We start from the raw sequence: 22,954 nt of genomic DNA, 5'->3' as shown, positions 1-22,954 counted from the left end.
CGACCCCAATGTGCGGAATCTTTGGGATAGTCCTCAAAAACGAGGGAACACCCGTTTGTGCTGAGGCCGTTGAGCGTTGCGCTGACGCTCTCGCTCATCGCGGGCCTGATGCCAGCGGCCTATACATTGATCAATCGGTCGCATTCGCGCATCGACGGCTGTCGATTGTCGACGCTCATTCTCGCGCCAATCAGCCCTATCGCGATGACAATACCGGAGTGGTGGTAACGTACAACGGCGAGATATTCAACTATCGGGAAATTAAAGCTGAATTGAGGGACATGGGTTTTTCCTTTTCGACGGTGTCCGACACCGAGGTTCTAATTCTTAGCTATATTGCTTGGGGAAAGTCATTCTTAAACCGCCTTGACGGGATGTTTGCCTTCGCGCTTTTCGATCCACGGAAATCGCTTGTTCTCATCGCCCGAGATCGTTTGGGGGTAAAACCCCTCTACTACTCGATTTGCGATGTTGGGCTTCTGTTTGCGTCGCAGCCGAACGCTCTCATTCGCTGGCCGGGCGTGATGCGCGGACCCGACACGATCGGCGCGCTCAGTTTTCTTTCCTATCGCGCGGTTGTCGGCGCCAGAACGCTCTTTGCCGGAATTTCCAAGTTAGAGCCCGGCCATCTCCTCGAAATAACAAACGGGCGACACACGTCGGAGCGTTGGTGGAATCTGTCCGAGCGCATTTCGCGATGTAAGCCGGACCACTCCGACATACGCAGACTACTCGGAAGTGCCGTTCAGCGTCAGCTGGTGGCTGATGTACCTGTCGCCGCATTGTTGTCCGGTGGACTTGACTCGAGCATCCTGGCCTATGAGGCATCCGCTCGCTCCCAAATTCGTCCGGTCTGCTATACCGGCAAGGTCGAGACCGCCGATTATGACGAAACGGCCTATGCGATGGAGGTCGCCGCTGAATTCGGGCTCACTCACCGGGTCGTCCCGATTGGAGAACCTTCCGATATCAACGCTGTAGCGGAGCTGGTTCGCCTGCGTGGACATCCGCTTGGAATGCATAACGAAACCGCCATGTTCACGCTCGCAAAGGCGATTTCGAAGGAGCACAAAGTCGTACTCACGGGCGAGGGCGCCGATGAGATTTTTGCTGGTTACAGCCGATTGTTCCGTACACCGTATGATTACAATCGAAGCAAAATCATCACCGCATTGCCACCTGCTCTTGCTCAGATCGCACGTCGACGCCTTGGACTCGGCGTCCATTGCAGTCAGCTGCAGTTCTTCCTGGAGCGCTATAGCTACTTCCCAGCTGAAGAGATCCGCTCGCTTGCTATCGATGGTCAGATGCGAACCGAGCACGAGATGGAGCTCTTCGATCATTTCTCGACTCAATTTGCGGAGGCGGGCGGAGATTTCTTTAGCAAGATCTCATATGTTCTCGTCTCTACGCATTTGCCCGCATTGCTGGAAATGGTTGACAACACCACAATGGCAGCTGGGCTTGAAGCTCGCGTTCCTTATACCGATCACCAGCTCGTTACCGCCGCAATGGCGATGCCCGGCTCACAGCGGTTGAGGTGGAGGTCTCCAATCGCTTCGGTCCAGGCACTGTGGCATCCGGTTGCTTCCTTCAGCGAACGTCTCGATGTCTCAAAATTCCCCTTAAGAAGGGAATACCGGAGCGTCTTGCCCAGATCTGTTCTATCTCGCAAAAAGATGGGATTTCCGCTGCCACTGGGTCAGTGGGCCGTTGGCGAGGGAGCAACGGAATATCGAAGGCTGCTGTTTGATAAGGACTCTCCTCTGGGAGATTTGTTCGATCCTGCTGCTTTGCGGCGTTGGTTCGAGGCCGGACGACGAAATCCTTCAGACCCGTTTGGTCGGAAGTTCTGGCTGTTGGCCAACCTTGGGATATTCTTCAAAGAGGTATTCTCATGATGAATATGCGAGCCCGCAGGCGGTCGCTTGCGGGCATTTTACAGAAGACCCTTTGCCGAAAACGGGGCGTCGGACAATCCCAAGATCTGAGCAATGGTTGGCGTGAACTCTTCAGCGGAGCCCCAGGCAATATTGCAAGGTTGCATTCCAGGGATGCTCAACAGGCATATCCGATCGTCCTCCGCGCTGCCCGGTCGAAAACCGTGGGTGGACAAGTATCGAGGTCTGCCCGTCGGGCCAGCTTCTTGCGTGTCTCCAACGGTCTCCTCGAAGGAGTGTCCAGGAGGTGCGACATAGGTCGCTATGCAATCACGTTCATTTACCGGAACATGGTCGCTCGACCACGGCTCCACTTGGAAGCGCGCCAACAGTCCGTCTGCGATTCTGCGGTCATGAGCTCCGTCAACCAGGACATGGAGCGTCGCTCCTTCACTTTCCCAAAGCAAGTCAGGGATGATCGCATCCGGATAAATGGTTGTGTGGACGGCGCTATGTCCATGGTCACTTGCGACTACGATCGCGTAATCGTCTTCCCGCCCGACTCGCCTCAGTCCTTCGATGAGAGCGCCAATCATCATGTCGGCCGCGGCGATAGACCAATGTGCCGCCTCGCTTTCGTATCCGAACTGATGCTGAATCGAATCCGTCATGTCGATCTCGGTCAAAATGAGATCAGGCGGGTTCTCCGAGCAAGCCAGCGCTCCTGCAGCCCCGATCATGAGATGATCCGCGGCCAGGCCCGCAACGAGAGGAGTGCTCGCAACGGTGTCGCTACTGGACGGGAAGCCGAAGAGATCGAGCACGCCGGCGGCTCGCAACCGTCCATTTGGATCTTTGATCATGCGCGAGCGAGCGATGCGGTTTTCGGGCAGGCTCTTAAATGACCGGCTTCCCTGGAGAAACCCTCGTTCCCACCAGGCCGGCACGAAGACATCGCAATCGGCTGGGTCGATCAACCCAGCGCCGATGGACGCGACATCAAGCCCGCTATTTTTGGCAAGCTTTGCAATGGTCGGAACCCGCAGATCAGACGCGTCGGCGCAGACAAACGAGCCATCTCGCACAATGTGGTTTCCGTAGATCCCGTTCGCTTGAGGCGCCGCGCCGGTTAGCATGCTTGCGCGCCCCGGCATCGACGTTCCCGGCACCGTTGAGCGCAGGCGAGTGATGGACAGACCGTCTCCTGCCAAACGAAGAAGCGTCGGCAACCGATGTTTGTGCTTTTCGAAATAGTCCGCGCTTACGCCGTCCATGAGGATCAGAATCGCTTTCGTAGGAGCGCGCGGCTTTATCGAGGCAGGCGTCTGAAAACGAGCGGTAGGCCTGGATGGATTGGTGTGGGTCATGTTGCACCTGGAAGAGACCGATCGAAACCAAAGCCCCCTATAGGCTTCGGATGACGCCGGTATGAACGCATCACGGGATACTTCGAGCGCCAGTGGGTCGTTTTGATTTTGGGAATGGGCGCTTCTACGCGCTCTTTTTGCTTCCTTCAGAAGAAAGGAGTCCGAGATGGCCGATACGACCCGTGCTATTTTTATCCTCGATTTCGCAGGGCCAAAAATACATCTGTGGAGTGGCAGCTACGATGCACCGTTGGTTCCTATCAACGGTCAGCCGCTCTTGGACCGTCTCGTCAACGCCTGTGTCGAAAACGGCATTGACGATGTCACTCTCGTTGAAAACTTGAGTAGCGGCACATTCGATGGGTTCCGCCTGCAGGACAGCACAAATACGCTTTCGTGGCACGACGCGCATGACGGCGATCTCATTGAGAAGTTCCGCCAACATGATGGCGATACTCTCCTGATATGGGGAACACCGCTTTTCGACAGTGAGGTTCTTGACGGTATCAATACCAACAAGGGTTTGCGCGGCTCCGCTTGGCGGCCCGACGCGCCGACCGGGATTTATCGATTGAGTGCTGATGTTCTACGCAATCTTCTGGCCGAAAGCCGCGCCGCGGCATCTCTGCATCAGGCCTTCAGCAGGTTAGTCGCGGGCCTGTCCCAGCTGGACGTAGCGTTGCCTGGCAATGTGCTGACTGCCGGCTCCAAGCTGCTCGATATTTGCGACGGTGTCGACGCATCCATCGCGGAATTTCGGTGTGACAAGGAGAACGTGCTGCGGCGTCTGGAAACGAGCGTCGGAGGTTATTGGCGCAAGCCAATCGCCGAGCACATGCTTCTTTGCAATACCCGCTTCCCTCCCAAGACTTTTTACGATCGGCTGGCGGCGAGGCTCGAAGGCGTGTTGACATGCTATCCTTCTCAGCAGATCGATATCGCTTCAGTTGTTGGCACGATGACCTCGCAGCAGCCGGACTTTATTGCAGTCGGAAACGGGGTGACCGACCTCATCCAGGCGCTCTATTCAACGCTGAACCCAACAATCGCGATTCCCGTGCCGACGTTCGCCGGCTTTCAAACACCTCTCGATGACGAACAAAAGAACAACTTCGTCCTCACCCCGCCCTATTTCGATCTCGACGTTCGAGCTTTCCTGGAATTCGTACTGGCGACAGGCGCGGATACGGCAATCGTTGTAAATCCAAACAATCCGACCGGTCGACTTGTTGATCATGCTGACGTGGCATGGCTGGCGGAGGCCCTAGGATCTCGAGGGCGACGGCTGATCGTGGATGAATCGTTCATTGATTTTCCCGCTGATGGCCGACCAAACAGCGTTGAGAATCTGGTTCCGTCCTGTGCCAATTTGATCGTGGTGAAGAGCCTTGGAAAGGTCTTCGGACTTGGCGGAATCCGGCTCGCCTACCTCATGGCTGGCGATCCCACCCTCGTTGCCGCCGTGCGCCGGAAACTGCCGCTGTGGAACATTAACGGCATTGCGGAATACACACTGTTCCTGCTTCCCGAATTCGCAGAGGAATTGGAACACAGTCTAGACATGTTGCGAGAAGATAGAGAGCTGTTCATCGAGGAGCTGCGGACGGTACCGGGCCTCGACGTCGTACCTTCGCAAACGAATTTCATCTTGTGCCGGCTGCCTGAAAATTCGGTATCCGCTGCCGAGCTCAAGCGCCGCCTCGTTCTGTTCGAATCCGTCCTCGTAAGAGAATGCGGCTATCAAGCCATGAACGACGCAGATCGATATCTGCGCCTGACGGTTCGAAGTCGGACGGAAAACGAAAGGCTGGCAAAAGCTCTGCGGCGCACCTTAAGCCGCTCAACGGCCTCTGAGAGTGACGCCCTGACGTGACATTTGCGCAGCGAACTGAATAGTCTTTTTTCGAATGCCGCGAGAGAGAGAAGCATGTCGCTTAGTTACAATCGTCATAAAAGGCTCGTTGAAATCATCCAGGCGAATGGCGAAGTGCGCATCCGAGATTTGATGCAGCGGTTCAATATTTCAGAAGAGACTGCGCGGCGGGATATCAAACGGCTCGAGCAGGATGGCTTGGTCGCACGGGTCCATGGTGGCGCGGTCGCAACGCAACAGCCAAAGCTGCTGGCCATCTCATCGCGAGCTGTTTCCGAGCGCGCGGAAAAAAGCACCATCGCTGAGATCGCCCTGGGTCTTCTGAAGCCCGGTCAGAATCTCTTTTTCGGGGGCGGCAGCACCATTCTGTCGTTGGCCAGCCGCATATCGGCCCTCCCGGAAATGCGCGTCGTCACCAACATGGTCGATACTGCCATCGCCGCGGCCGAAGGCCATCGGCATCGCGTTGTCATGCTGGGGGGCGATTTCAATGTCGATTTCCGGACCGTAAGCGGATTCACCGCCTTGCGTACACTCCGCGAACAGCAGATCGACGTCGCATTTATCGGCGTCAATGCGGTGCATCCGAATGGCGTCTTCGACCATGAACAGGTCGGACAGGAGCTTGCTGCGACGCTCTGCGAGCAAGCACGGAAAATTGTCATTCTCGCCGATCACAGCAAATTCGGCTTGTCGGCGCGCTACCGCATCCTGCCCCATTCGGCGATTACCGCGATCATCACCGACCGGAGGCCTGCATCGGACATGCTGGACAAGATCGAAGCCGCCGGTGTTGAAGTTCTATATCCGCAAAACCGTCACAACCCCGCACTGGTCTCTACTTGATCCTCTTCTTTCAGCCCGCACGGCTGCCCCAATCGTGAAACATTTTTTTCCTTTTGATTTCAATAACCAACACAATCCGTCTCAAACATGCAAAAAACCGTCACATAACCGCGCTATGTCTCATCCCGTCTCGGGAGCGGATTTCATTCGCTCCGATTGTCATCCCGACTGAAAGAGAGGGGATTTTGATATGCAAACGACACGTCGCAGATTTCTCGGCATGAGCGCCATGGCGGCTGGCGCAATAGCATTGCCGAACACGATCATGGCGGCAGCCGGCCGGCGGCCGAACCTCAATATTGCCGTTCAGGACCTGCGCACAATTCTGGAACCGGTGGACGGTTCCTCCATCGCCAACGTTTCCTGGCGGGTGCAATACAGCATTTTCGATCAGCTTTTACGGACCGACTACAACGACAATTTTCGCCTGAATTTCGCGCTCGCGACATCATTGAAGCAAATTGACGCCACGATCCATGAGATCAGGTTGCGCGACAATGTGAAGTTTCATGACGGTTCCACAATGACGGCGGATGACGTTGTCTTCTCGCTCGGGCCGGATCGACTGCGCGGCGAAAATGCGCCGGGCGCGGCCGTGTTTGCCAACTTCCTCTCCTCGCTTGCCGATGTGCAGAAGATCAATGATCGCACTGTCCGTTTGATCACCAGGACAGAGGATCCGGTCTTTGCCCAGCGGCTCGGCGCGTGGGGCACGCAGATCATCAGCGCCAGAGCACGGGCTGGCGCCAGCAGCTATGACGCCTGGGCGGCGAAGCCGATCGGCACCGGCCCTTACAAGATCGGCGAGGTCCGCAATGGGGACGAAATCACACTGGTGGCGCACGACGAATATTGGGGAGGCCAGCCGCCGTTTGCCTCGATCCGCTTCAAGCGGCTGCCGGAAATCGCCGCGCGCATCGCCGGACTGAAGTCGGGCGATTACGATATCGTCACAGACATCACTCCGGACCACATTGCCGAAATTGAGGGTGTCAACGGCCTCTCGATCGTTGGTGGCGAAGCCATGTGGTTCCGCTTTCTCACATTTGCTCCGCTAAGGACTCCCATCCTGAAAGATGTCGATCTGCGTCGCGCGCTCGCTCTCGCTATCGATCGCGGTGCGCTGGCGGACGGCCTCTGGGACGGCCGGGCGAAAGCGCTGACCAGCTGGCAGCTACCGATCTTCGGCGAGATCAACGACCCCAACCGCAAGGGGGTGTCCTATGATCCGGCGCAGGTCAAGGAACTGCTCGCCAAGTCATCCTACAGAGGTGAGGAAATCCCATACCCTTCCGTCGGCACCTATTATCCGATGCAGCTCGCCGAGAACCAGGCGCTTGTCGAGATGTGGAAGGCTGCCGGAATCAACGTCAAGCTGATCATGTGTGAAAACTGGACGCAGGTCGGCGACATTGGCGGCATCAATGACACGTCCGGCGGCGCCTTCTACGCCGATCCCGTTTCCATGCTGTGGCAGATTATCGGTCCGACCAATGACCTCCAGTCAACAGGTGGCTGGACCAATGCCGAGTTTAACGCGCGCGGTCACGAGCTTGAAACGACGACCGATCTCGCCAAGCGCCAGGCGGCCTTCAAACGGATGCAGGACATTGTCGAGATCGAGGACCCTTGCATCACGCCGCTGCATTCCATGCCCTTTATCTATGGGCAGCAGGCGGATGTCAGCTGGCAGCCCAACCCGTTGCCGCAAATGTATCTCGGTCCGAAGATGCCGCCTGAGCCGGTGGCCTGAGTTCCATGCTGCACAAGTCCTTCCAGAACAGCGCGGGCGCCGCGCTGTTGCCGGCTCATGGCGTCGGGGCTTCCGCCACCAAACCTGCCATCAGCATTGCTGGCTTGAGGGTGGCGTTCGGCGATGTGCCTGTGCTGCACGGTGTCGATCTCGCTGTGAACAAAGGCGAGGCCTTGGGTATCGTTGGCGAATCCGGCTGCGGCAAGTCCGTGACTTGGCGGGCGGTTCTTGGCCTGCTGCCGAAATCCGCCGAGATCGGGGGCGAGGCCAGGATTGGTGATCTCGATCTTGTGGGCGCACGACAATCCGTTTTGGATCGGGTGCGCGGCGGACGCATTGCCATGATCTTCCAGGATCCGGCCAGCGCGCTGAACCCGGTGCATCGCATCGGCGCGCAGATCACCGAAGCGCTTCGCCTGCACCGTGGCCTCAGCGGTGCCGCCGCCCGTGCCCAGGCCTGCCGCCTGCTCGACCAGGTCGGGATAGCCGCTGCGGCAAGCAGGCTCAACGCGTACCCCCACGAACTGTCGGGCGGCCAGAACCAGCGGGTGATGATTGCCATCGCGCTCGCCGGCCGGCCCGAACTGCTGATCGCCGATGAGCCAACGACCGCGCTCGACGCTACCGTGCAGGCGCAGATCCTGCTGCTGCTCAAAGATATTCAACGCGACACAGGCATGGCGCTGGTCATGATCAGCCATGATCTCGCCGCGGTGGCGGCCGTCTGTGACCGGGCATGCGTCATGTATGCGGGCCAGATCGTCGAAACGGCACCGAAACACACGCTTCTGACCGCGCCGCAGCACCCCTATACACGCGACCTGATCGGTGCCATTCCGCCCTCGCACGGTCCGCGCATGCGGTTGACCGCCATTGCCGGCGCGCCGCCACAACGCAATCTGTCGCCGGGATGCGCCTATGCGCCGCGCTGCCGGCACGCGATCGCGGCATGTCGCACGAGCCGACCGGAACCGCGGCAGGTCGCCGCGCGGCATTCGGTGCGTTGCCTTCGTTTGGACGCCGGCACGTATCAATGACCCTGCTGCGTCTCAACAACATCACCCGTCGCTTTCCGCTCGGCTCGCCACTCTACGGACCGCGGAAATATCTTGTTGCAGTCGATGGCGTGTCGCTGGATGTCGAGATGGGCCGGACGACCGGCATTGTCGGCGAATCCGGATGCGGCAAGTCCACCACCGGCCATATTGCGCTCGGTCTGGAGCCGCCGGACAGCGGAGGTGTGCTGTTTCAGGGTTTGCCGCTGCCGCGCATCGACAGCAACAGGTGGCGCGCGCAGCGGCGCCAGATGCAGCTGGTCTTTCAGGACACCTTGGCAGCGCTTGATCGCCGAATGACTGTCAGCGCTCTCATCGCCGAGCCGCTGGCGATTCACGGGATTGGCGATCCGGCAAGCCGCAAGCAACGTGTGGCCGAGCTTCTCCACGGCGTCGGCCTCGGCGAAGACCATGGCGTGCTCTATCCGCATCAGCTTTCCGGCGGCCAGCGCCAACGCGTCGTGCTTGCCCGGGCGCTCGCGCCAAAACCCTCGCTTCTGGTTTGCGATGAGCCGGTCTCGGCGCTCGACGTGTCCGTCCAGGCGCAAATCGTCAATCTGCTCATGGATCTTCAGCAGGAGCTCGGGCTCGGCCTCTTGTTCATCAGCCATGACTTGCGGGTCGTTCGCCATGTCAGCGACCGGATCGTCGTCATGTATCTTGGCCGCGTCGTCGAACAGGGGCGCGCCGACGCCATTATCGATCAACCCGCCCATCCCTATACGCAGGCGCTCGTCTCGGCCATGCCGAGGCTTCCGGGGGGATTCGATCATTATGTGGCGTTGCCAGGCGAACCGCCAAGCCCCACCGATCGGCCGAGCGGATGCCCGTTTCATCCACGCTGTCCACTTGCGCGCGATGTCTGCCGCCAGAGCCTGCCCGAACTCCTGCCGCTAGGATCGGAACGGCAGGTCGCCTGCCATTTGGTGAGGCATTGATGAGTGCTGTGTTTCGTTTCGCCGGCCCCAAGGTCCTGCGTGCCGGCCTGTCGATCCTGATCGTGGTGACCTTTACATTCGTGGTGCTGCGGGCCTCTGGAGACCCGGCGCTGCAGATACTCGGTCCCAGCGCCCGCGCCCCGGATCTTGAGGCGTTTCGCCGGCATTGGGGACTCGATCAGCCTCTGTATGTGCAATATGTCCGCTATGTCCTGGCGGCACTTCACTGCGATTTCGGGAATTCCATGCTAGCTGGAAAACCGGCCCTGCAGCTTGTGTTCGAGCGCGCGCCCCTGACATTGGCGCTGATGCTGCCGGCACTGGCGCTCACGATGCTGATCGGCATTCCGGTCGGCGCCTACGCCGCCATGCATCGCGACACCTGGGTCGACCGATCGGTGATGATGCTGACCGTGTTCGGCTTCACCGTGCCAAGCTTCGTGCTCGGGCTATTGCTGATCCTGATTTTTTCCGTGACGCTCGGCCTGTTCCCGTCCGGCGGCGCGGATCGGCCGGAAAGCTTCGTACTGCCGGTGCTCACGCTTGGTTTGGGCGGGGCGGCCATTATCGCGCGCTTCACGCGTAGCGCCATGATCGAAGTTCTGTCGCAGCTCTACATCGTGGCGGCCAGCGCCAAGGGCGTGACGTGGCGGCAGGTGGTTCGCCACCATGCCTTTCCGAATGCGATCATTCCTGTGCTGACGCTGTTCGGCCTGATGCTCGGCGGCCAGGTCGCGGGCGCCGTACTGGTGGAAAGCGTCTTCGGCTGGCCCGGCATCGGCCAATTGCTGGTGGTTTCGGTTGCGAACCGTGATCTCGCCGTGGTGCAGGTCATCCTCCTTCTCGTGGCGCTGACCATGACGTCGGCCAACCTGCTGATGGACCTGCTTTATGGCGTGTTCGATCCGCGCTTGCGTGGAACAAACTCAGGATCGCAATGAAAACGGCAACTGTAAAAACCAACCGTCCGCCGCCTCGCTCGGTGGACCTGCCGACACTCCTTGCTGTGGGCTGGGTTCTCCTCATGCTCCTCACGGCGCTCGCCGCGCCGCTGATGGCTCCCCATGAGATCACTTCCATCGACCTGCGCCATCGCCTGGCGCCGCCCGTCGGCTTTGGCGGAACGATGCTACACGTCCTGGGAACCGACGATCTGGGCCGTGATGTGGCCTCGCGTCTTTTCTACTCGATCCGCACCAGCTTGCTGGTCGCCTTCGGCGCCACTGCGATCAGCGTGTTGGTCGGTACCGGGATTGGCTTCATCGCCGCGTATTTCCGCGGGCTCGTCGAGCATGCCCTGCTGCTAATGATCGACGTACAGGCTTCGCTACCATTTCTAATCGTGGCGCTGGCAATGCTCGCCTGTTTCGGTAATTCGCTGACGCTGTTCGTCGCCCTGATGGGACTTTATGGCTGGGAGCGGAATGCGCGGTTGGCACGAGGACTGGCAATCACCGCCAGCGCGCAGGGCTATGCGAGCGCAACGCGCCAACTCGGCGCCCATCCGCTGCGTGTCTATCTGCGGCATATCCTGCCCAACAGCGCGGCGACGCTTCTCGTGGCGGCGACGGTGACCTTTCCGGAAATCGTCCTGGTGGAAAGCGGACTCTCCTTCCTCGGCCTCGGCGTTCAACCGCCGATGACCAGCCTGGGTGTCATGGTCGCGGCCGGCCGCGAGTATATCACCCGCGCCTCCTGGATGCTGCTCGCTCCAAGCCTCGTCATTGTCATCACGGCCGTTGCCGTTAGCGTCCTCGGCGACTGGTTGCGCGATAAGCTCGACCCGACCCTCAAATAACGGTTTCCCAATGCAAAGGAGCTGATCTCCACACTTGTCGACGGCTACGCTCTTGCACGGGACGGGGTGCCGAACCTTCGCCCGCGGCCGGTATCGACGTAACCGGAATACAGCATATGGATCTCGTCGCGGGCCCGCGTCAGGCCAACATAGAACAGCCGTCGGCTTTCGCGTCGCGCCGCCGGCTGCTCGTTGCGCCAGGGCAAACCGCCCAGATCGAGTCCCACCATGATCACGACATCATCTTCGCAGCCCTTTGCCGAGTGCGGCGTCAACAGATTAAGATGGAGAGGCGACGCGTCGCGTCCACCGAGGCTCGCCAGATCCAGGTCGGCGAGCGGCCCGCCGACAGCGAGCGCCGCCGACATGCGCACCACCTGTTCGCGCTGATCGGCGAGGCTTGGCTCTGCCGCCATCAGCGCATCGAGCATTCCCGCCCGCAGCGCGCCGATTGGCGAAGTTTGTAATTTTGATCCGCGAAATTCGCACGGCGCCGCCCCCCCAGTTTTTTCTATTCGCGGATGTAATTGGCTCGCTCGGCGATATCGGCACATCGCGCCATCAGCGCTTCGAAAGGCTCCGCGTCTTCCAGAAGAAGCCCGTCGTCGACCATGCGGGCGTAGTCCTCTTCAAGCGCCTTCAGACCATCGCCTGCGGGCACAAGCCGCAGACCGCCGTTGACAGCCGCCGCGTAATCGATGGGCGTTCGATCGGGCGCTTTCTCGGCGAAGAACATGGTCTTGTGGCGCGCCACTGCGTTCGCCAGATCGCGATCAGCAAAGGCGGACGGGGTAAAACCGGTTTCGTCCAACCGCGCGACATCGTGCCAGTGACGAGCAAAGCGATCGCCGCGCCGGCGCTCCTGCAGGCAGAAGACATGGATGGCCGTCGCCTTCTCCCAGAAGGTTCGCTCCGCATGCATCACGCGTGGACGAGCCGTGGGAAAGGTCACGCCCTCGATCAGGCCAGACGCGTCGCAGGCGATGTCGCGCAAGCTCGCGGGCTCGCCCGTCGATCGTGCTCCGAATTCGAGCATCACGCTCGGCGCCACATAGCCGGAGCCAGGCGTCGCGGCTTCGTAATCGATGAACAGCTTCTCGCCCTCGACGCGGATGGCGGCCGCCAAAGCTTCAGCCGCGAGCGCATCTGCGATGATCGGCTGAACGCTTCCTTCAACCCAATTGGGCAGGCGCTTACGCACCTCACTGGACCAGCGTTTTTCCTCGCTACGGGTCTCCGGCAACGCTTCGCCGTCGTCGCCCACCAAGTCGGGTGCAATCGGCCGGATGTCGTATGTTAGGTCGACGTCCTCGGAAAACCGCTGGATAACCTGATAGGCTTTGGACAGCGACGTGCCGCCCTTGCCGAGCGCCGAGCCATAAAGGTGGCGAGCGCCCAGACCACCCACACGTCCTTCTCGAGGAGATGCGCCGGCCTGCCGGACCGATCGGCCGCGACGCCGAGCGCCTCCCGCCGATCCTCGATCGGGAGGTGGAGAAAGGGATCAGCCATGTGCGGCCTTGCCCACGCTGCGCGCCATCCAGGTCGGAAGCTGCGGCGCTACCGCGACCAACTCGCTGAAGGCGCCCGGCGGGAGTTTCCGCTTCAGTGTCTGGAGGGCGGCCTCAGCCTTTCCCGGCCCAAGCCAAGCCAACGCTCGCACCGCCTCGCCAGCGGGCCGATGCGCCATGGCGAGCTGCCAACGAGGCGCGTGGCGAAGCTCGACGACCTGCTTGCCGAGGCTCATCTTCCGGGTGCGGCCGGAAGTCAGATAGACCGACCGGACCGGCACCTGTCTCGTGAGACCGAGGGTGTTGGCGGCAACGGCCCCACTGGTGACGATGATCTCCCCGCGCTGGCTGGCAAGCGCCTCGACCGCTTGCTCCACGGAGGGAGCCCGGGTGCCGAACCTGCTCGTGACCGGAAGGAGATAGACGCCGCGACCCGCCCGGATCAACTGCGTCCGCTCGGCTAGACACGACAATGCCTGATCCACCGCGGCGCGATTCCCCAGGTGAAGCAAGCTCTTAGCTGCGACCGGCGTGCCCTCTGGCAGCCCTTTCGCGTGCGCAAGAATCTGTTCGGTCAACCGTTGCATGGCCATACTCCTGTCAGAAATGTATGCGATTTTCTGACAGTTTTGCAAGGCGGGGAGCGACGGGCACCTGCACGCGGAACCCGTCCAGCAGGCCTTGTGGTCAATCATCGCCGCGCGAATCGACCAATCCCTGTTTCGCGCCGTTCTCCGAACGAGCCTCGCCCGTCCTGGGGCCGAGGCCCTCTGGTCGGCGCCGAGATATTTCTCTTGTCAGCGCAAAAAATCCGACGCTGAGGTCGTAAAAAAGTTACGCTTTTGATTTCAAAGGGAAAATTGCCAGAAAGATTTTTTTGAGGTTTCGCCAACCATCGGCACCACATCGGACGATCTTTACACCTCGCGTCGGCCGGCGGCCTGCTCGACGCTGGTCAAAAAGTACCGTCGCGTAAACATATATCACGCGTCCACCGATCCCATTCAACCGAAAGAGCGCACTGCCCGGACTGCCTGCACCTTGATCAAACCCAGCATTCTGGTTATATTACTGGAAATAAGTCGGAGGTAACTATGGGCAGCTCGCAAAAACGCGCCATTCAAAACTATCGATCTCGCCTCAGCGAGCGCGGCTTGGCGCGCTTCGAGGTGCTTGGCCGCGATGTCGATCGCGACCTCATTCGATCTTTGGCTCGCCGCCTGGCCGAAGATGGACCGGATGCCTCTAGCCTGCGCGCTGCTGTCAGCCAGACCATCGCCGGCGAGCCACCCAAGCTTGGCGGGATTCTCGCCGCATTGCGTCGTTCGCCGCTGGTGGGAGCTGACCTCGATCTTTCCCGCCCCCATGAAGAGGGACGGAAGATCGACCTGTGACACGCTACCTCCTCGATACCAACATCATCAGCAATGTCGTGAAATCGCAGCCGTCGGAATCGCTCCTGGCATGGATGTCGAGACAGCGAGACGAGGATTTGTTCATCGCTTCGCTGACCGTTGCGGAAATTCTTCGCGGGGTTCTGGAGAAGCCGCGCGGGAAAAAACGCGACGCACTCGACAAGTGGTTCTCTGGGCCTGAGGGGCCGCAGGCGCTGTTTGCGGGCCGCATCCTCTCGTTCGACGACAAGGCAGGGCTGATCTGGGCGCGGCTGATGGCAGGAGGAAAAGCGGCCGGCAAGCCGCGCAGCGGGCTCGACATGATCATCGCCGCTGTCGCCGGAGCGAACGAGTGCGTGCTGGTAACAGATAACGAAAAAGACTTTGCCGGGCTCAAGGTCGTCAATCCGATACGCGGAGCGGTCTGATGCGGCGTGGGGTCAAGGAATGCTCGGGAGGGCAAGATGGCTGAAACTCAGATAGAGTGGACAGACTCCACTTGGAACCCCGTCGCAGGATGCTCCATCGTCACCGCAGGCTGCACCCATTGTTATGCTATGGAAATGGCCAAACGCCTTGAGGCCATGGGCATCGCAAAATATGCGGGACTTACCCGTAAGACGGGAAAGCGCACGGTGTGGAATGGCGTCGTGCGGGAAGATCGCAAGGCGCTGGCCATGCCCTACGGATGGAAGAAACCGCGGAAAATCTTCGTAAACTCTATGAGCGACCTCTTCCACGAGGGTGTCAGCGACGAATTCATCCTTGAGGTCTGGAAGGTCATGCGCGAGACCCCGCGCCACAACTATCAAATCCTTACTAAGCGTCCCGGGCGAATGGCAGCTCTCGTCGCCTCGCGGTTGGGCGACATCCTGCCCAATGTCTGGCTGGGCACTAGCATTGAAGACTCGAACGTCGTGAGTCGAGTCGACTATCTCCGCCAGGCGCCCGCAGCCATTCGCTTCATCTCTTTTGAGCCTCTCATTGGATCGGTTGGCGCCGTCGACCTCCGCGACATCCATTGGGCCATCGTGGGCGGTGAAAGCGGCAAATCCGCTCGACCGATCAGGGAAGAATGGATCGACGAAATTTACGGCCAATGCCTGGCGGCCGGTACCGCCTTCTTCTTCAAGCAGTGGGGAACCTGGGGCAAGGATAACAAAAAGCGTTCCAAGAAGGCCAACGGGCGCGAGTATCGGGGCCGGACCTGGGACGAGATGCCGACCACCCAGCAAGGCACGGTTACAATGTAGAACAACATCCGTCGGGGGGAGCAAAGTGGTCGAAAAACGATATGAATGGGCCGACGGAGCAAAGCTGGAGGAACACTCTCGCCGCAAACATAAAATTTTGCGAGAATATGTATTCGACTACCTGACGGTCCGCTGTAGGCTGCCTCAGCAGGAGCGATTTCGCCTCGCGATCGTCGACGGTTTCGCTGGCGGCGGGCGCTACCAGTGCGGCTCACCTGGATCGCCGTTGATTTTCATCGAGGAATTAAAACGAGCAGTCGAGGCTGTGAACACGCAGCGCGCCGTCCAAGGGCTTGGCGCTGTCGAAGTCGAATGCCTCCTCGTATTCAACGACGCCAACCGCGATGCGATCGAACTTCTGAAGACGCATGTCGCACCGATGCAAGCAGAGGCTAGCCAGAGCTGCCCCAAGCTGCATCTGCGGGTCGAATATCTGAACGAGTTCTTCGAAGCCGCTTATCCCGATATCAAGAGCCTGTTGGGGCAAGGCCGCTATCGGAGCGTCATCTTCAACCTCGATCAATGCGGTCACAGCCATGTCGAGCGGAACACCATCCTCGACATTATGCACTCTTATCCCGCGGCTGAGATTTTCTACACCTTCGTCATCAGTTCGCTGCTCGCATTCCTTCAAAAGGACCAGCCGGAGCGGCTTCGCGCCCAGCTCGATCATCTCGGGCTGACGAGCAACGATATCCAGGCGCTCGATGCGTTAATGAGCCAAAAGGACTGGCTCGGCACAGCCGAGAAAATCGTCTTTGACGCTTTCCGATTGTGCGCCCCCTATGTCAGCCCGTTCTCGATCAATAATCCCGGCGGGTGGCGGTACTGGCTGATCCACTTTGCGAATGCCTATCGGGCAAGGCAGGTCTACAACAACATTCTTCACGACAACGCCAGCTTACAGGCACACTTCGGTCGATCCGGCCTCAACATGCTCTCCTACGATCCAAAGCATGATGAAGGCATGCTCTACCTCTTCGACATCAGCGGTCGCGTATCGGCAAAGAACCAGCTTCTCGGAGACATTCCGCGCCTGATCATGGAATGCGGAGACGCCATGCCTGTCATGGACTTCTACGAAAGCATATACAACATTACCCCGGCGCACGCCGACGATGTCCATGCAGCGATCATCGAAAACCCAGACCTTGAGGTGATAACACCCGCCGGCGGGGAGCGACGGAAGGCCAATACGATTGGCGTTGATGACGTCATCAAAATGAAGAAGCAGATCAGCTTCTTCCCAATGTTCCTGAATGCCGGAACAAGAGGCGGTCCAAAAGAATGACCGCGAACCGACATCGGGATCCCGAATGGCGCGAATTCGAACGCCTGATCGCGCGGATCGAGGCCGACGCAGGCCCCCGGGGGCTGATCGTCAAGTCACCGGATCGTCTGCGTTGCAAGCTCACAGGTCGGCTGAGGGAAGTGGATGCCAGCATTCGTGCCAAAGTCGGCACGACCGAAATGCTTGTCACAATCGAATGTCGACGCAGATCAAGGCTGCAGGATGTCACCTGGATCGAGCAGCTAGCCACAAAGAAGTCTTCGATTGGCGCGGATCGAACCATTGCCGTCGCCGCATCTGGCTTTTCCCCGGAGGCTCAGATTGCCGCGTCTCATGCGGGCATTTCCCTGCGGAAAATTTCGGAAATTACGGTTGCGGAAATCAACTCGATCTTGTTGCGACTGGACTTTGTGCTCTTTTGGCATAGGGCCTGCGGCATTGCACGGATCGGCATCCGGAGATTCCGTTCGCTCGATTGGAAAGTTCCCAGTCCGCAGGACGTGGATTTTACTTTACCGGAGGATACTGACCCGCTCGCGCCGATCTTTCGCAACACCGAGTCCGACACAACTTGGTCTCTAACTGATCTGTGGCACCAAATCCAAGGGGCTGCAGATCCGTTTGACGGCATTCAAAAGGCGCAACCGCCTGCGTTCCGCACCGCATGCTTTCCTTATCCCGGCTCAGTCACCCTCACCACCGCCGACGGCCCCTGCGTGCTCGGTGACGTCCTACTGACGGTCGCGCTTTGGATAGAGGCCGAGCAGATCACTCTCGATGCGGCGCACAAGGTCGAGTACGCATCCGACGAGATGGCCGCGATCCAGCGCGTCGAATTCGACTCGCGCCGGCGAAAAACGAACGATTGGCGCATCTCCCTCCAGATCCCAAAAGACTCCGAGGATCCCGCCGATCTGCGAACAGGAAGCAATTGGCTTGATGCCGAGAAATAGCAACACACATTGCCTTTTGAAAAACATCGACCAGTTTGTGCCCCCGCCCGACCCTGCACATGCGCAGCAATCGGACAATCTGCTGTGAGGGTCCTGGCTAGGGGCGTGCGTCCCAGGAAGGGATCTCTATGAGTATCGCCCAGACAGTTCGACCGATTCATTTCGAGGATTTCAGTGGGTCCGAGTTCGAACGACTTGTCTTTGCCTATCACCTCTGTGAGGGATGGACCGACCTCGCCTGGTACGGCCAGACCGGCAGCGATCAAGGGCGAGACATCGTCGGCACTCGGCCATTCGACGACCGGCCGGACGAACGGACTGTCATTCAATGCGTAAACCGCGCAAGTCTTACTCAGACAAAGGCCGAGAAGGATATGTCAGCGGCAATCGGTGCTGCGTTCGGGCGCCCGGCGACCTTTAAGTTTGTTTGTCGATGCAGCGTCTCCGCTCAGGGGCGGGACGAAGTGAAAGCTGCGGCCAACAAGCTGGGAGTGGCTCGCGTCACGATTTGGTCGGGCTCAGAGTTTGAAGAACATCTGAGGCTCCGCGCCGAGTTCCTCCTTCGACGTTTGGTCGAAGGGGTCCCCTTTCCCGACACCGCGGCTGAACTGCGCGATTTCGTTGACCGGTTCTCGGCTATTACCGATGACCAGACACTGGCGATGCTTGCGCGGGCCTTCGATAGACCGGCCTTTCGAACACCCTTTCAGCAGGAGAGTAACCTTCCAGCCTTCCTACAGGCCGTCGAAGACACCATTCGCGTGCTTAGCACCGGCATCTGGCAAACCCGTGAAGGCGTAGAAATCCATCGCCTTCCCTCGTTGCATCACATCCGTGATCCAAGCGTCCGATCGGCCCTCGAAGCGACGGTGCGTGAACTAGATCACCTTCGTCGCCGCTATAAAACCTTGCTTTCAATCGGTGCGATCAGGCCGTGCGGCTGTGGCGATCCGTCCTGTCCGACCTTCATGTTGACCGATGCCGCTGCCCGGGAAATGGACCACGCCCGCGATCGCGTCCTTACTGCATTTCGAAAGCCATATCCGAGCTTCAGCGTAACTCTGGAATAAAGCAGGCTGATGAGCGACACGTTATACATCATCGGCAATGGCTTTGACCGCTATCACGATATTCCATCGGATTACCTGGACTTCGGCCGATATCTCAAGGAAGTCGATCTGGCCACCTATCGCGAAGTCGAGACATATTTTGCAGTCGACGACGCGTTCTGGTGGGAATTCGAGGCGAGGCTGGCCGACTTCGATGTCGACACGGTTATTGACTATGCCTCTCAATTTCTCATGTCCTATGGAGCGGAGGACTGGAGTGATTCAGGCCATCACGACTATCAGTGTGAACTGAACCGCGTCGTCGAGGCTATTTCTTCTACAATGCGTGGACGGTTCGCCGATTGGATTCGACAGCTTCGCATCCCCGCAGCCAATTCATTCACCGGCAAACCTTTACCGCTCGACCCGACCGCGCGTTATCTCAACTTCAATTATACGCCGACACTTCAGAAGGCTTATGGAATTGCCGATAGCCAGGTTCTGCACATTCACGGGCAAGCCAGTAGCTCTACTGACCAACTCGTGCTCGGCCATGCATGGCAGCGCACTTTGGCGGACTCCCTCAATCACGGCGTCGATGTCGAGGCTGCGGACACACGCGTCCTTGAGGGCAACAGGATCGTCGACGACTATTTTTCGGCGACGTTCAAGCCGACCGACAAAATCATCCTGCAGCAGCAGCCGTTCTTCCATAGCCTGAGATCAGTGCGTCGAATCCTCGTCATGGGACACTCCCTTTCGGAGGTGGACGCGCCATATCTCGAGGAAATAACCAAGCACATCAATGCAACAACGGTGACGTGGAAGGTTAGTTATCACAGTAATCCAGCGGCGGCGCAGGCTCCAATGTCGGAGCTGGGAATTGATCCTGGTCTTATAAGCCTCGCACGTTTGATCGATTTCTGAACAATTCTGATCCTTTCCAAGAATGTCCCCTTTTCAGCGACCAGACCGCTGTGGCTGCCATACGACCCTTGCTTTAGTCCAGGCCTGACCCGCGAAATTATCCGACGTGGCGCCCGATGGCCGAGCTACAATCCCGACGGGCAAACCGACCAAATCGGGGTGAAGACGCGAGGGGGCATCTACTCCATCAGATTTTGACAACTAGCTTCTTTCCGGGCTCCGCGGCCGACGTCTCACTCAACGCCGTCCGACATCTCCTGTCGCCTTTGTCGGGCCCGCGACACAAGTTTATTTAGCCAATTTAATATTTTTGCCAAATGTTAAACAGCTGAAAAGCAATCATAAAATTTCTTCTTCGATCCAGCCGGCCAAATTGGCACGAGTTTTGAAACGATCGGTGCGAGGCGGCGGGATCTGCCGACCGGCATTGAAGTCGCGGTAACCGCTATGGATGGAAAGAAGGAAGGAAGCAACATGTCAGGTCTGCGTCAGATCGCATTCTACGGAAAGGGAGGCATCGGCAAGTCCACCACCTCTCAAAATACGCTAGCCGCCCTGGTCGACCTCGGACAGAAAATCCTGATCGTCGGCTGCGACCCCAAAGCCGACTCCACCCGCCTGATCCTGAACGCAAAGGCGCAGGATACGGTTCTGCATCTCGCCGCCCAGGAAGGTTCTGTGGAAGACCTCGAACTCCAGGACGTGCTCAAGATCGGCTACAAAGACATCAAGTGTGTGGAGTCCGGCGGCCCCGAGCCGGGTGTCGGCTGCGCCGGCCGCGGCGTCATCACCTCGATCAACTTCCTCGAGGAGAACGGCGCCTATGACAATGTCGACTATGTCTCCTACGACGTGCTGGGCGACGTGGTGTGCGGCGGCTTCGCGATGCCGATCCGCGAAAACAAGGCCCAGGAGATCTACATCGTCATGTCCGGCGAGATGATGGCGCTCTATGCCGCCAACAACATCGCCAAGGGTATCCTGAAATACGCCCATTCGGGCGGCGTGCGGCTCGGGGGGCTGATCTGCAACGAGCGCCAGACCGACCGCGAGCTCGACCTCTCCGAGGCGCTGGCCGCCAGACTCAATTCCAAGCTCATCCACTTCGTGCCGCGCGACAACATCGTCCAGCACGCCGAACTGAGGAAGATGACGGTAATCCAGTATGCGCCGGACTCCAAACAGGCAGGGGAGTACCGCGCGTTGGCCGAGAAGATCCATGGCAATTCGGGCCAGGGCACCATCCCGACCCCAATCACCATGGAGGAGCTCGAGGACATGCTGCTCGACTTCGGCATCATGAAGACGGACGAGCAAATGCTTGCCGAGCTTCAGGCCAAGGAAGCGAAATTGGCCGTCGCTCAGTAACTGCCGCTACCGACAGGGGGCGCCGACCGTGACCTGGCGCCCCTTTCTACGAAACAAGGCCTCGTTGGCGAGGCGTTACCCGAACCTTGAAAGGGGCAGGTCCCATGGGCCTCGACTATGAGAATGACGGCGCTTTGCATGCGAAGCTTATCGAAGACGTGCTGTCCCAATATCCAGACAAGGCGGCGAAGCGTCGCAAGAAGCACCTCAGTGTCGCAACGAGCAAGGACGAGGCCGGCGGGGAGGACAAGGGCCTTTCCGAATGCGACGTCAAATCGAACATCAAATCCATTCCGGGCGTGATGACAATCCGCGGCTGCGCCTATGCCGGCTCCAAGGGCGTGGTGTGGGGTCCAGTCAAGGATATGGTCCACATCTCGCACGGGCCGATCGGCTGTGGGCAATATTCCTGGTCGCAACGCCGCAACTATTACGTCGGCACGACGGGTATCGACACGTTCGTGACAATGCAGTTCACCTCCGACTTCCAGGAGAAGGACATCGTTTTCGGCGGCGACAAGAAGCTGGAAAAGATCATCGACGAGATCGAGGACCTGTTTCCGCTCAGTGGCGGCATCTCGGTGCAGTCCGAATGCCCGATCGGCCTGATCGGGGACGATATCGAGGCCGTGTCGCGCAAGAAAGCCAAGGAGCACGAAAAGACGATTGTACCGGTGCGCTGCGAAGGTTTCCGCGGCGTTTCACAATCGCTCGGCCACCACATTGCCAATGATGCGATCCGCGATTGGGTCTTCGACAAGGACGATGTCGCGTTCGAGTCCGGCCCATACGACGTCAACGTCGTCGGCGACTACAACATTGGCGGCGATGCCTGGGCCTCGCGAATCCTGCTCGAAGAGATTGGGCTTCGGGTGGTCGGCAACTGGTCGGGCGACGCCACACTCGCCGAAATAGAGCGCGCTCCCAAGGCCAAGCTCAACCTGATCCACTGCTACCGGTCGATGAATTACATCTGCCGGCACATGGAGGAAAAGTACGGCATCGCCTGGATGGAATACAATTTCTTCGGCCCCACCCAGATCGAGGCCTCCCTGCGCAACATCGCCAAGCATTTCGGCCCGGAAATCGAGGAGAAGACCGAAAAGGTCATCGCCAAGTACCGGCCCTTGGTCGATGCCGTCATCGCCAAGTACCGACCGCGCCTCGAAGGCAACACGGTGATGCTCTATGTCGGCGGGCTGCGTCCTCGTCACGTCATCACTGCCTACGAGGACCTCGCTATGGTGATCGTCGGCACCGGCTACGAGTTCGCCCACAACGACGACTACCAGCGCACCGGCCATTACGTGAAGAATGGCACGCTCCTCTATGACGACGTCACCGGTTACGAACTGGAGAAGTTCATCGAAGGCATCCGCCCTGATCTCGTTGGCTCCGGTATCAAGGAGAAATACCCGGTGCAGAAGATGGGCATCCCGTTCCGCCAGATGCACTCTTGGGACTACTCCGGCCCGTATCACGGCTATGACGGCTTCGCCATCTTCGCCCGCGACATGGATCTGGCCATCAACAACCCGGTCTGGGGTCTCTACCGCGCGCCGTGGAAAAAGATGAAGGACGCACCGCTGAGGGCGGTCGCCGCCGAATGAGGACTGGCCTCCCTGCCAGGCAGGGAGGCCGATAAATGCTCGGGGGCACTCGATCCGCGGAGGCCCTTCAAAGTTTCGATGTCCCTGT

General features: G+C 59.1%; 20 protein-coding genes and 1 pseudogene. 17 read left to right on the top strand and 4 right to left on the bottom strand.

The features are described from left to right. Nucleotides 1-8 precede the first annotated feature (8 nt). Nucleotides 9-1,901, top strand: a complete 1,893-nt coding sequence (asnB, locus tag JN302_RS34110; protein ID WP_202330548.1) for an asparagine synthase (glutamine-hydrolyzing) — start codon at nucleotides 9-11, stop codon at nucleotides 1,899-1,901. Nucleotides 1,902-1,939: 38 nt separating this feature from the next. Here the strand turns inward: asnB and JN302_RS34105 are convergent, their stop codons facing one another. Beyond that, nucleotides 1,940-3,247, bottom strand: a complete 1,308-nt coding sequence (locus tag JN302_RS34105) for an alkaline phosphatase family protein (RefSeq protein WP_172374776.1) — start codon at nucleotides 3,245-3,247, stop codon at nucleotides 1,940-1,942. 166 nt (nucleotides 3,248-3,413) lie between these two features. Here JN302_RS34105 and JN302_RS34100 point away from each other — a divergent pair, with 166 nt between their 5' ends. The 7 genes from JN302_RS34100 (at nucleotide 3,414) to JN302_RS34070 (ending at nucleotide 11,510) form a co-directional block, all read left to right on the top strand. Then, entirely contained in the window at nucleotides 3,414-5,120 is a 1,707-nt protein-coding gene (locus JN302_RS34100) for a pyridoxal phosphate-dependent aminotransferase (RefSeq protein ID WP_202330547.1), read from the top strand. A 54-nt stretch (nucleotides 5,121-5,174) separates the two neighbouring features. Next, nucleotides 5,175-5,966, top strand: a complete 792-nt coding sequence (locus JN302_RS34095; protein WP_010913596.1) for a DeoR/GlpR family DNA-binding transcription regulator — start codon at nucleotides 5,175-5,177, stop codon at nucleotides 5,964-5,966. 220 nt (nucleotides 5,967-6,186) lie between these two features. After that, the gene (locus JN302_RS34090; RefSeq protein WP_244846094.1) at nucleotides 6,187-7,719 is read left to right on the top strand and encodes an ABC transporter substrate-binding protein; all 1,533 of its coding nucleotides are present in this window, start codon (nucleotides 6,187-6,189) and stop codon (nucleotides 7,717-7,719) included. Nucleotides 7,720-7,724: 5 nt separating this feature from the next. Then, a complete protein-coding gene (locus JN302_RS34085) occupies nucleotides 7,725-8,756 on the top strand; it encodes an ABC transporter ATP-binding protein (protein WP_202330545.1) in 1,032 nt (343 codons plus the stop codon). Continuing rightward, nucleotides 8,753-9,712 carry an ABC transporter ATP-binding protein gene (locus JN302_RS34080; protein WP_199201504.1) on the top strand — a complete coding sequence of 320 codons (960 nt, stop codon included), beginning with the start codon at nucleotides 8,753-8,755 and terminating at the stop codon, nucleotides 9,710-9,712. Before JN302_RS34085 ends, JN302_RS34080 begins: the two co-directional genes overlap by 4 nt. Continuing rightward, the gene (locus tag JN302_RS34075; RefSeq protein ID WP_172374760.1) at nucleotides 9,712-10,653 is read left to right on the top strand and encodes an ABC transporter permease; all 942 of its coding nucleotides are present in this window, start codon (nucleotides 9,712-9,714) and stop codon (nucleotides 10,651-10,653) included. The genes JN302_RS34080 and JN302_RS34075 overlap by 1 nt, the downstream gene beginning before the upstream one ends. Continuing rightward, nucleotides 10,650-11,510, top strand: a complete 861-nt coding sequence (locus JN302_RS34070) for an ABC transporter permease (RefSeq protein ID WP_010913601.1) — start codon at nucleotides 10,650-10,652, stop codon at nucleotides 11,508-11,510. Before JN302_RS34075 ends, JN302_RS34070 begins: the two co-directional genes overlap by 4 nt. A 44-nt stretch (nucleotides 11,511-11,554) precedes the next feature. On the opposite strand, the gene JN302_RS34065 is transcribed toward JN302_RS34070, so the two are convergent. The 3 genes and pseudogenes from JN302_RS34065 to JN302_RS34055 form a co-directional block, all read right to left on the bottom strand. Further along, entirely contained in the window at nucleotides 11,555-11,941 is a 387-nt protein-coding gene (locus tag JN302_RS34065) for a 3'-5' exonuclease (protein WP_172234340.1), read from the bottom strand. Nucleotides 11,942-12,021: 80 nt separating this feature from the next. Beyond that, nucleotides 12,022-13,022: pseudogene (locus JN302_RS34060) on the bottom strand (nucleotidyl transferase AbiEii/AbiGii toxin family protein). Continuing rightward, the gene (locus JN302_RS34055) at nucleotides 13,015-13,608 is read right to left on the bottom strand and encodes a DUF6088 family protein (RefSeq protein ID WP_202330544.1); all 594 of its coding nucleotides are present in this window, start codon (nucleotides 13,606-13,608) and stop codon (nucleotides 13,015-13,017) included. Before JN302_RS34055 ends, JN302_RS34060 begins: the two are co-directional and overlap by 8 nt. A 507-nt stretch (nucleotides 13,609-14,115) precedes the next feature. Between JN302_RS34055 and JN302_RS34050 the strand changes: the two genes are divergently transcribed. From JN302_RS34050 to nifD, 9 genes are all read left to right on the top strand, one after another. After that, nucleotides 14,116-14,415 (top strand): hypothetical protein, encoded by a 300-nt coding sequence (locus tag JN302_RS34050; protein ID WP_202308777.1) that lies wholly within the window; start codon nucleotides 14,116-14,118, stop codon nucleotides 14,413-14,415. Further along, entirely contained in the window at nucleotides 14,412-14,843 is a 432-nt protein-coding gene (locus tag JN302_RS34045) for a PIN domain-containing protein (RefSeq protein ID WP_019863318.1), read from the top strand. The genes JN302_RS34050 and JN302_RS34045 overlap by 4 nt, the downstream gene beginning before the upstream one ends. Before the next feature lie 36 nt (nucleotides 14,844-14,879). Then, nucleotides 14,880-15,668, top strand: coding sequence for a DUF5131 family protein (locus JN302_RS34040; RefSeq protein WP_202330543.1), 789 nt, complete (start codon nucleotides 14,880-14,882; stop codon nucleotides 15,666-15,668). Nucleotides 15,669-15,693: 25 nt separating this feature from the next. After that, nucleotides 15,694-16,959: a three-Cys-motif partner protein TcmP gene (locus tag JN302_RS34035; protein WP_202308775.1), complete on the top strand. Its 1,266-nt coding sequence runs from the start codon at nucleotides 15,694-15,696 to the stop codon at nucleotides 16,957-16,959. Further along, complete coding sequence (locus JN302_RS34030; protein WP_202330542.1) at nucleotides 16,956-17,912, top strand: restriction endonuclease; 957 nt, start codon at nucleotides 16,956-16,958, stop codon at nucleotides 17,910-17,912. Before JN302_RS34035 ends, JN302_RS34030 begins: the two co-directional genes overlap by 4 nt. Before the next feature lie 128 nt (nucleotides 17,913-18,040). Then, nucleotides 18,041-18,982, top strand: a complete 942-nt coding sequence (locus JN302_RS34025) for a restriction endonuclease (RefSeq protein WP_202330541.1) — start codon at nucleotides 18,041-18,043, stop codon at nucleotides 18,980-18,982. Between the two features lie 9 nt (nucleotides 18,983-18,991). Continuing rightward, nucleotides 18,992-19,888, top strand: a complete 897-nt coding sequence (locus JN302_RS34020) for a bacteriophage abortive infection AbiH family protein (RefSeq protein WP_202330540.1) — start codon at nucleotides 18,992-18,994, stop codon at nucleotides 19,886-19,888. A 474-nt stretch (nucleotides 19,889-20,362) separates the two neighbouring features. Next, nucleotides 20,363-21,256: a nitrogenase iron protein gene (nifH, locus tag JN302_RS34015; protein WP_010913608.1), complete on the top strand. Its 894-nt coding sequence runs from the start codon at nucleotides 20,363-20,365 to the stop codon at nucleotides 21,254-21,256. Nucleotides 21,257-21,360: 104 nt separating this feature from the next. After that, a complete protein-coding gene (gene nifD / locus JN302_RS34010) occupies nucleotides 21,361-22,866 on the top strand; it encodes a nitrogenase molybdenum-iron protein alpha chain (RefSeq protein ID WP_202330539.1) in 1,506 nt (501 codons plus the stop codon). Nucleotides 22,867-22,954 lie beyond the last annotated feature (88 nt).

This window comes from Mesorhizobium sp. L-8-3 (assembly GCF_016756615.1).
Lineage (GTDB): Bacteria > Pseudomonadota > Alphaproteobacteria > Rhizobiales > Rhizobiaceae.
Note: the sequence above shows the minus strand (reverse complement) of the source record. Positions and strands in the feature narration are given on the sequence as shown.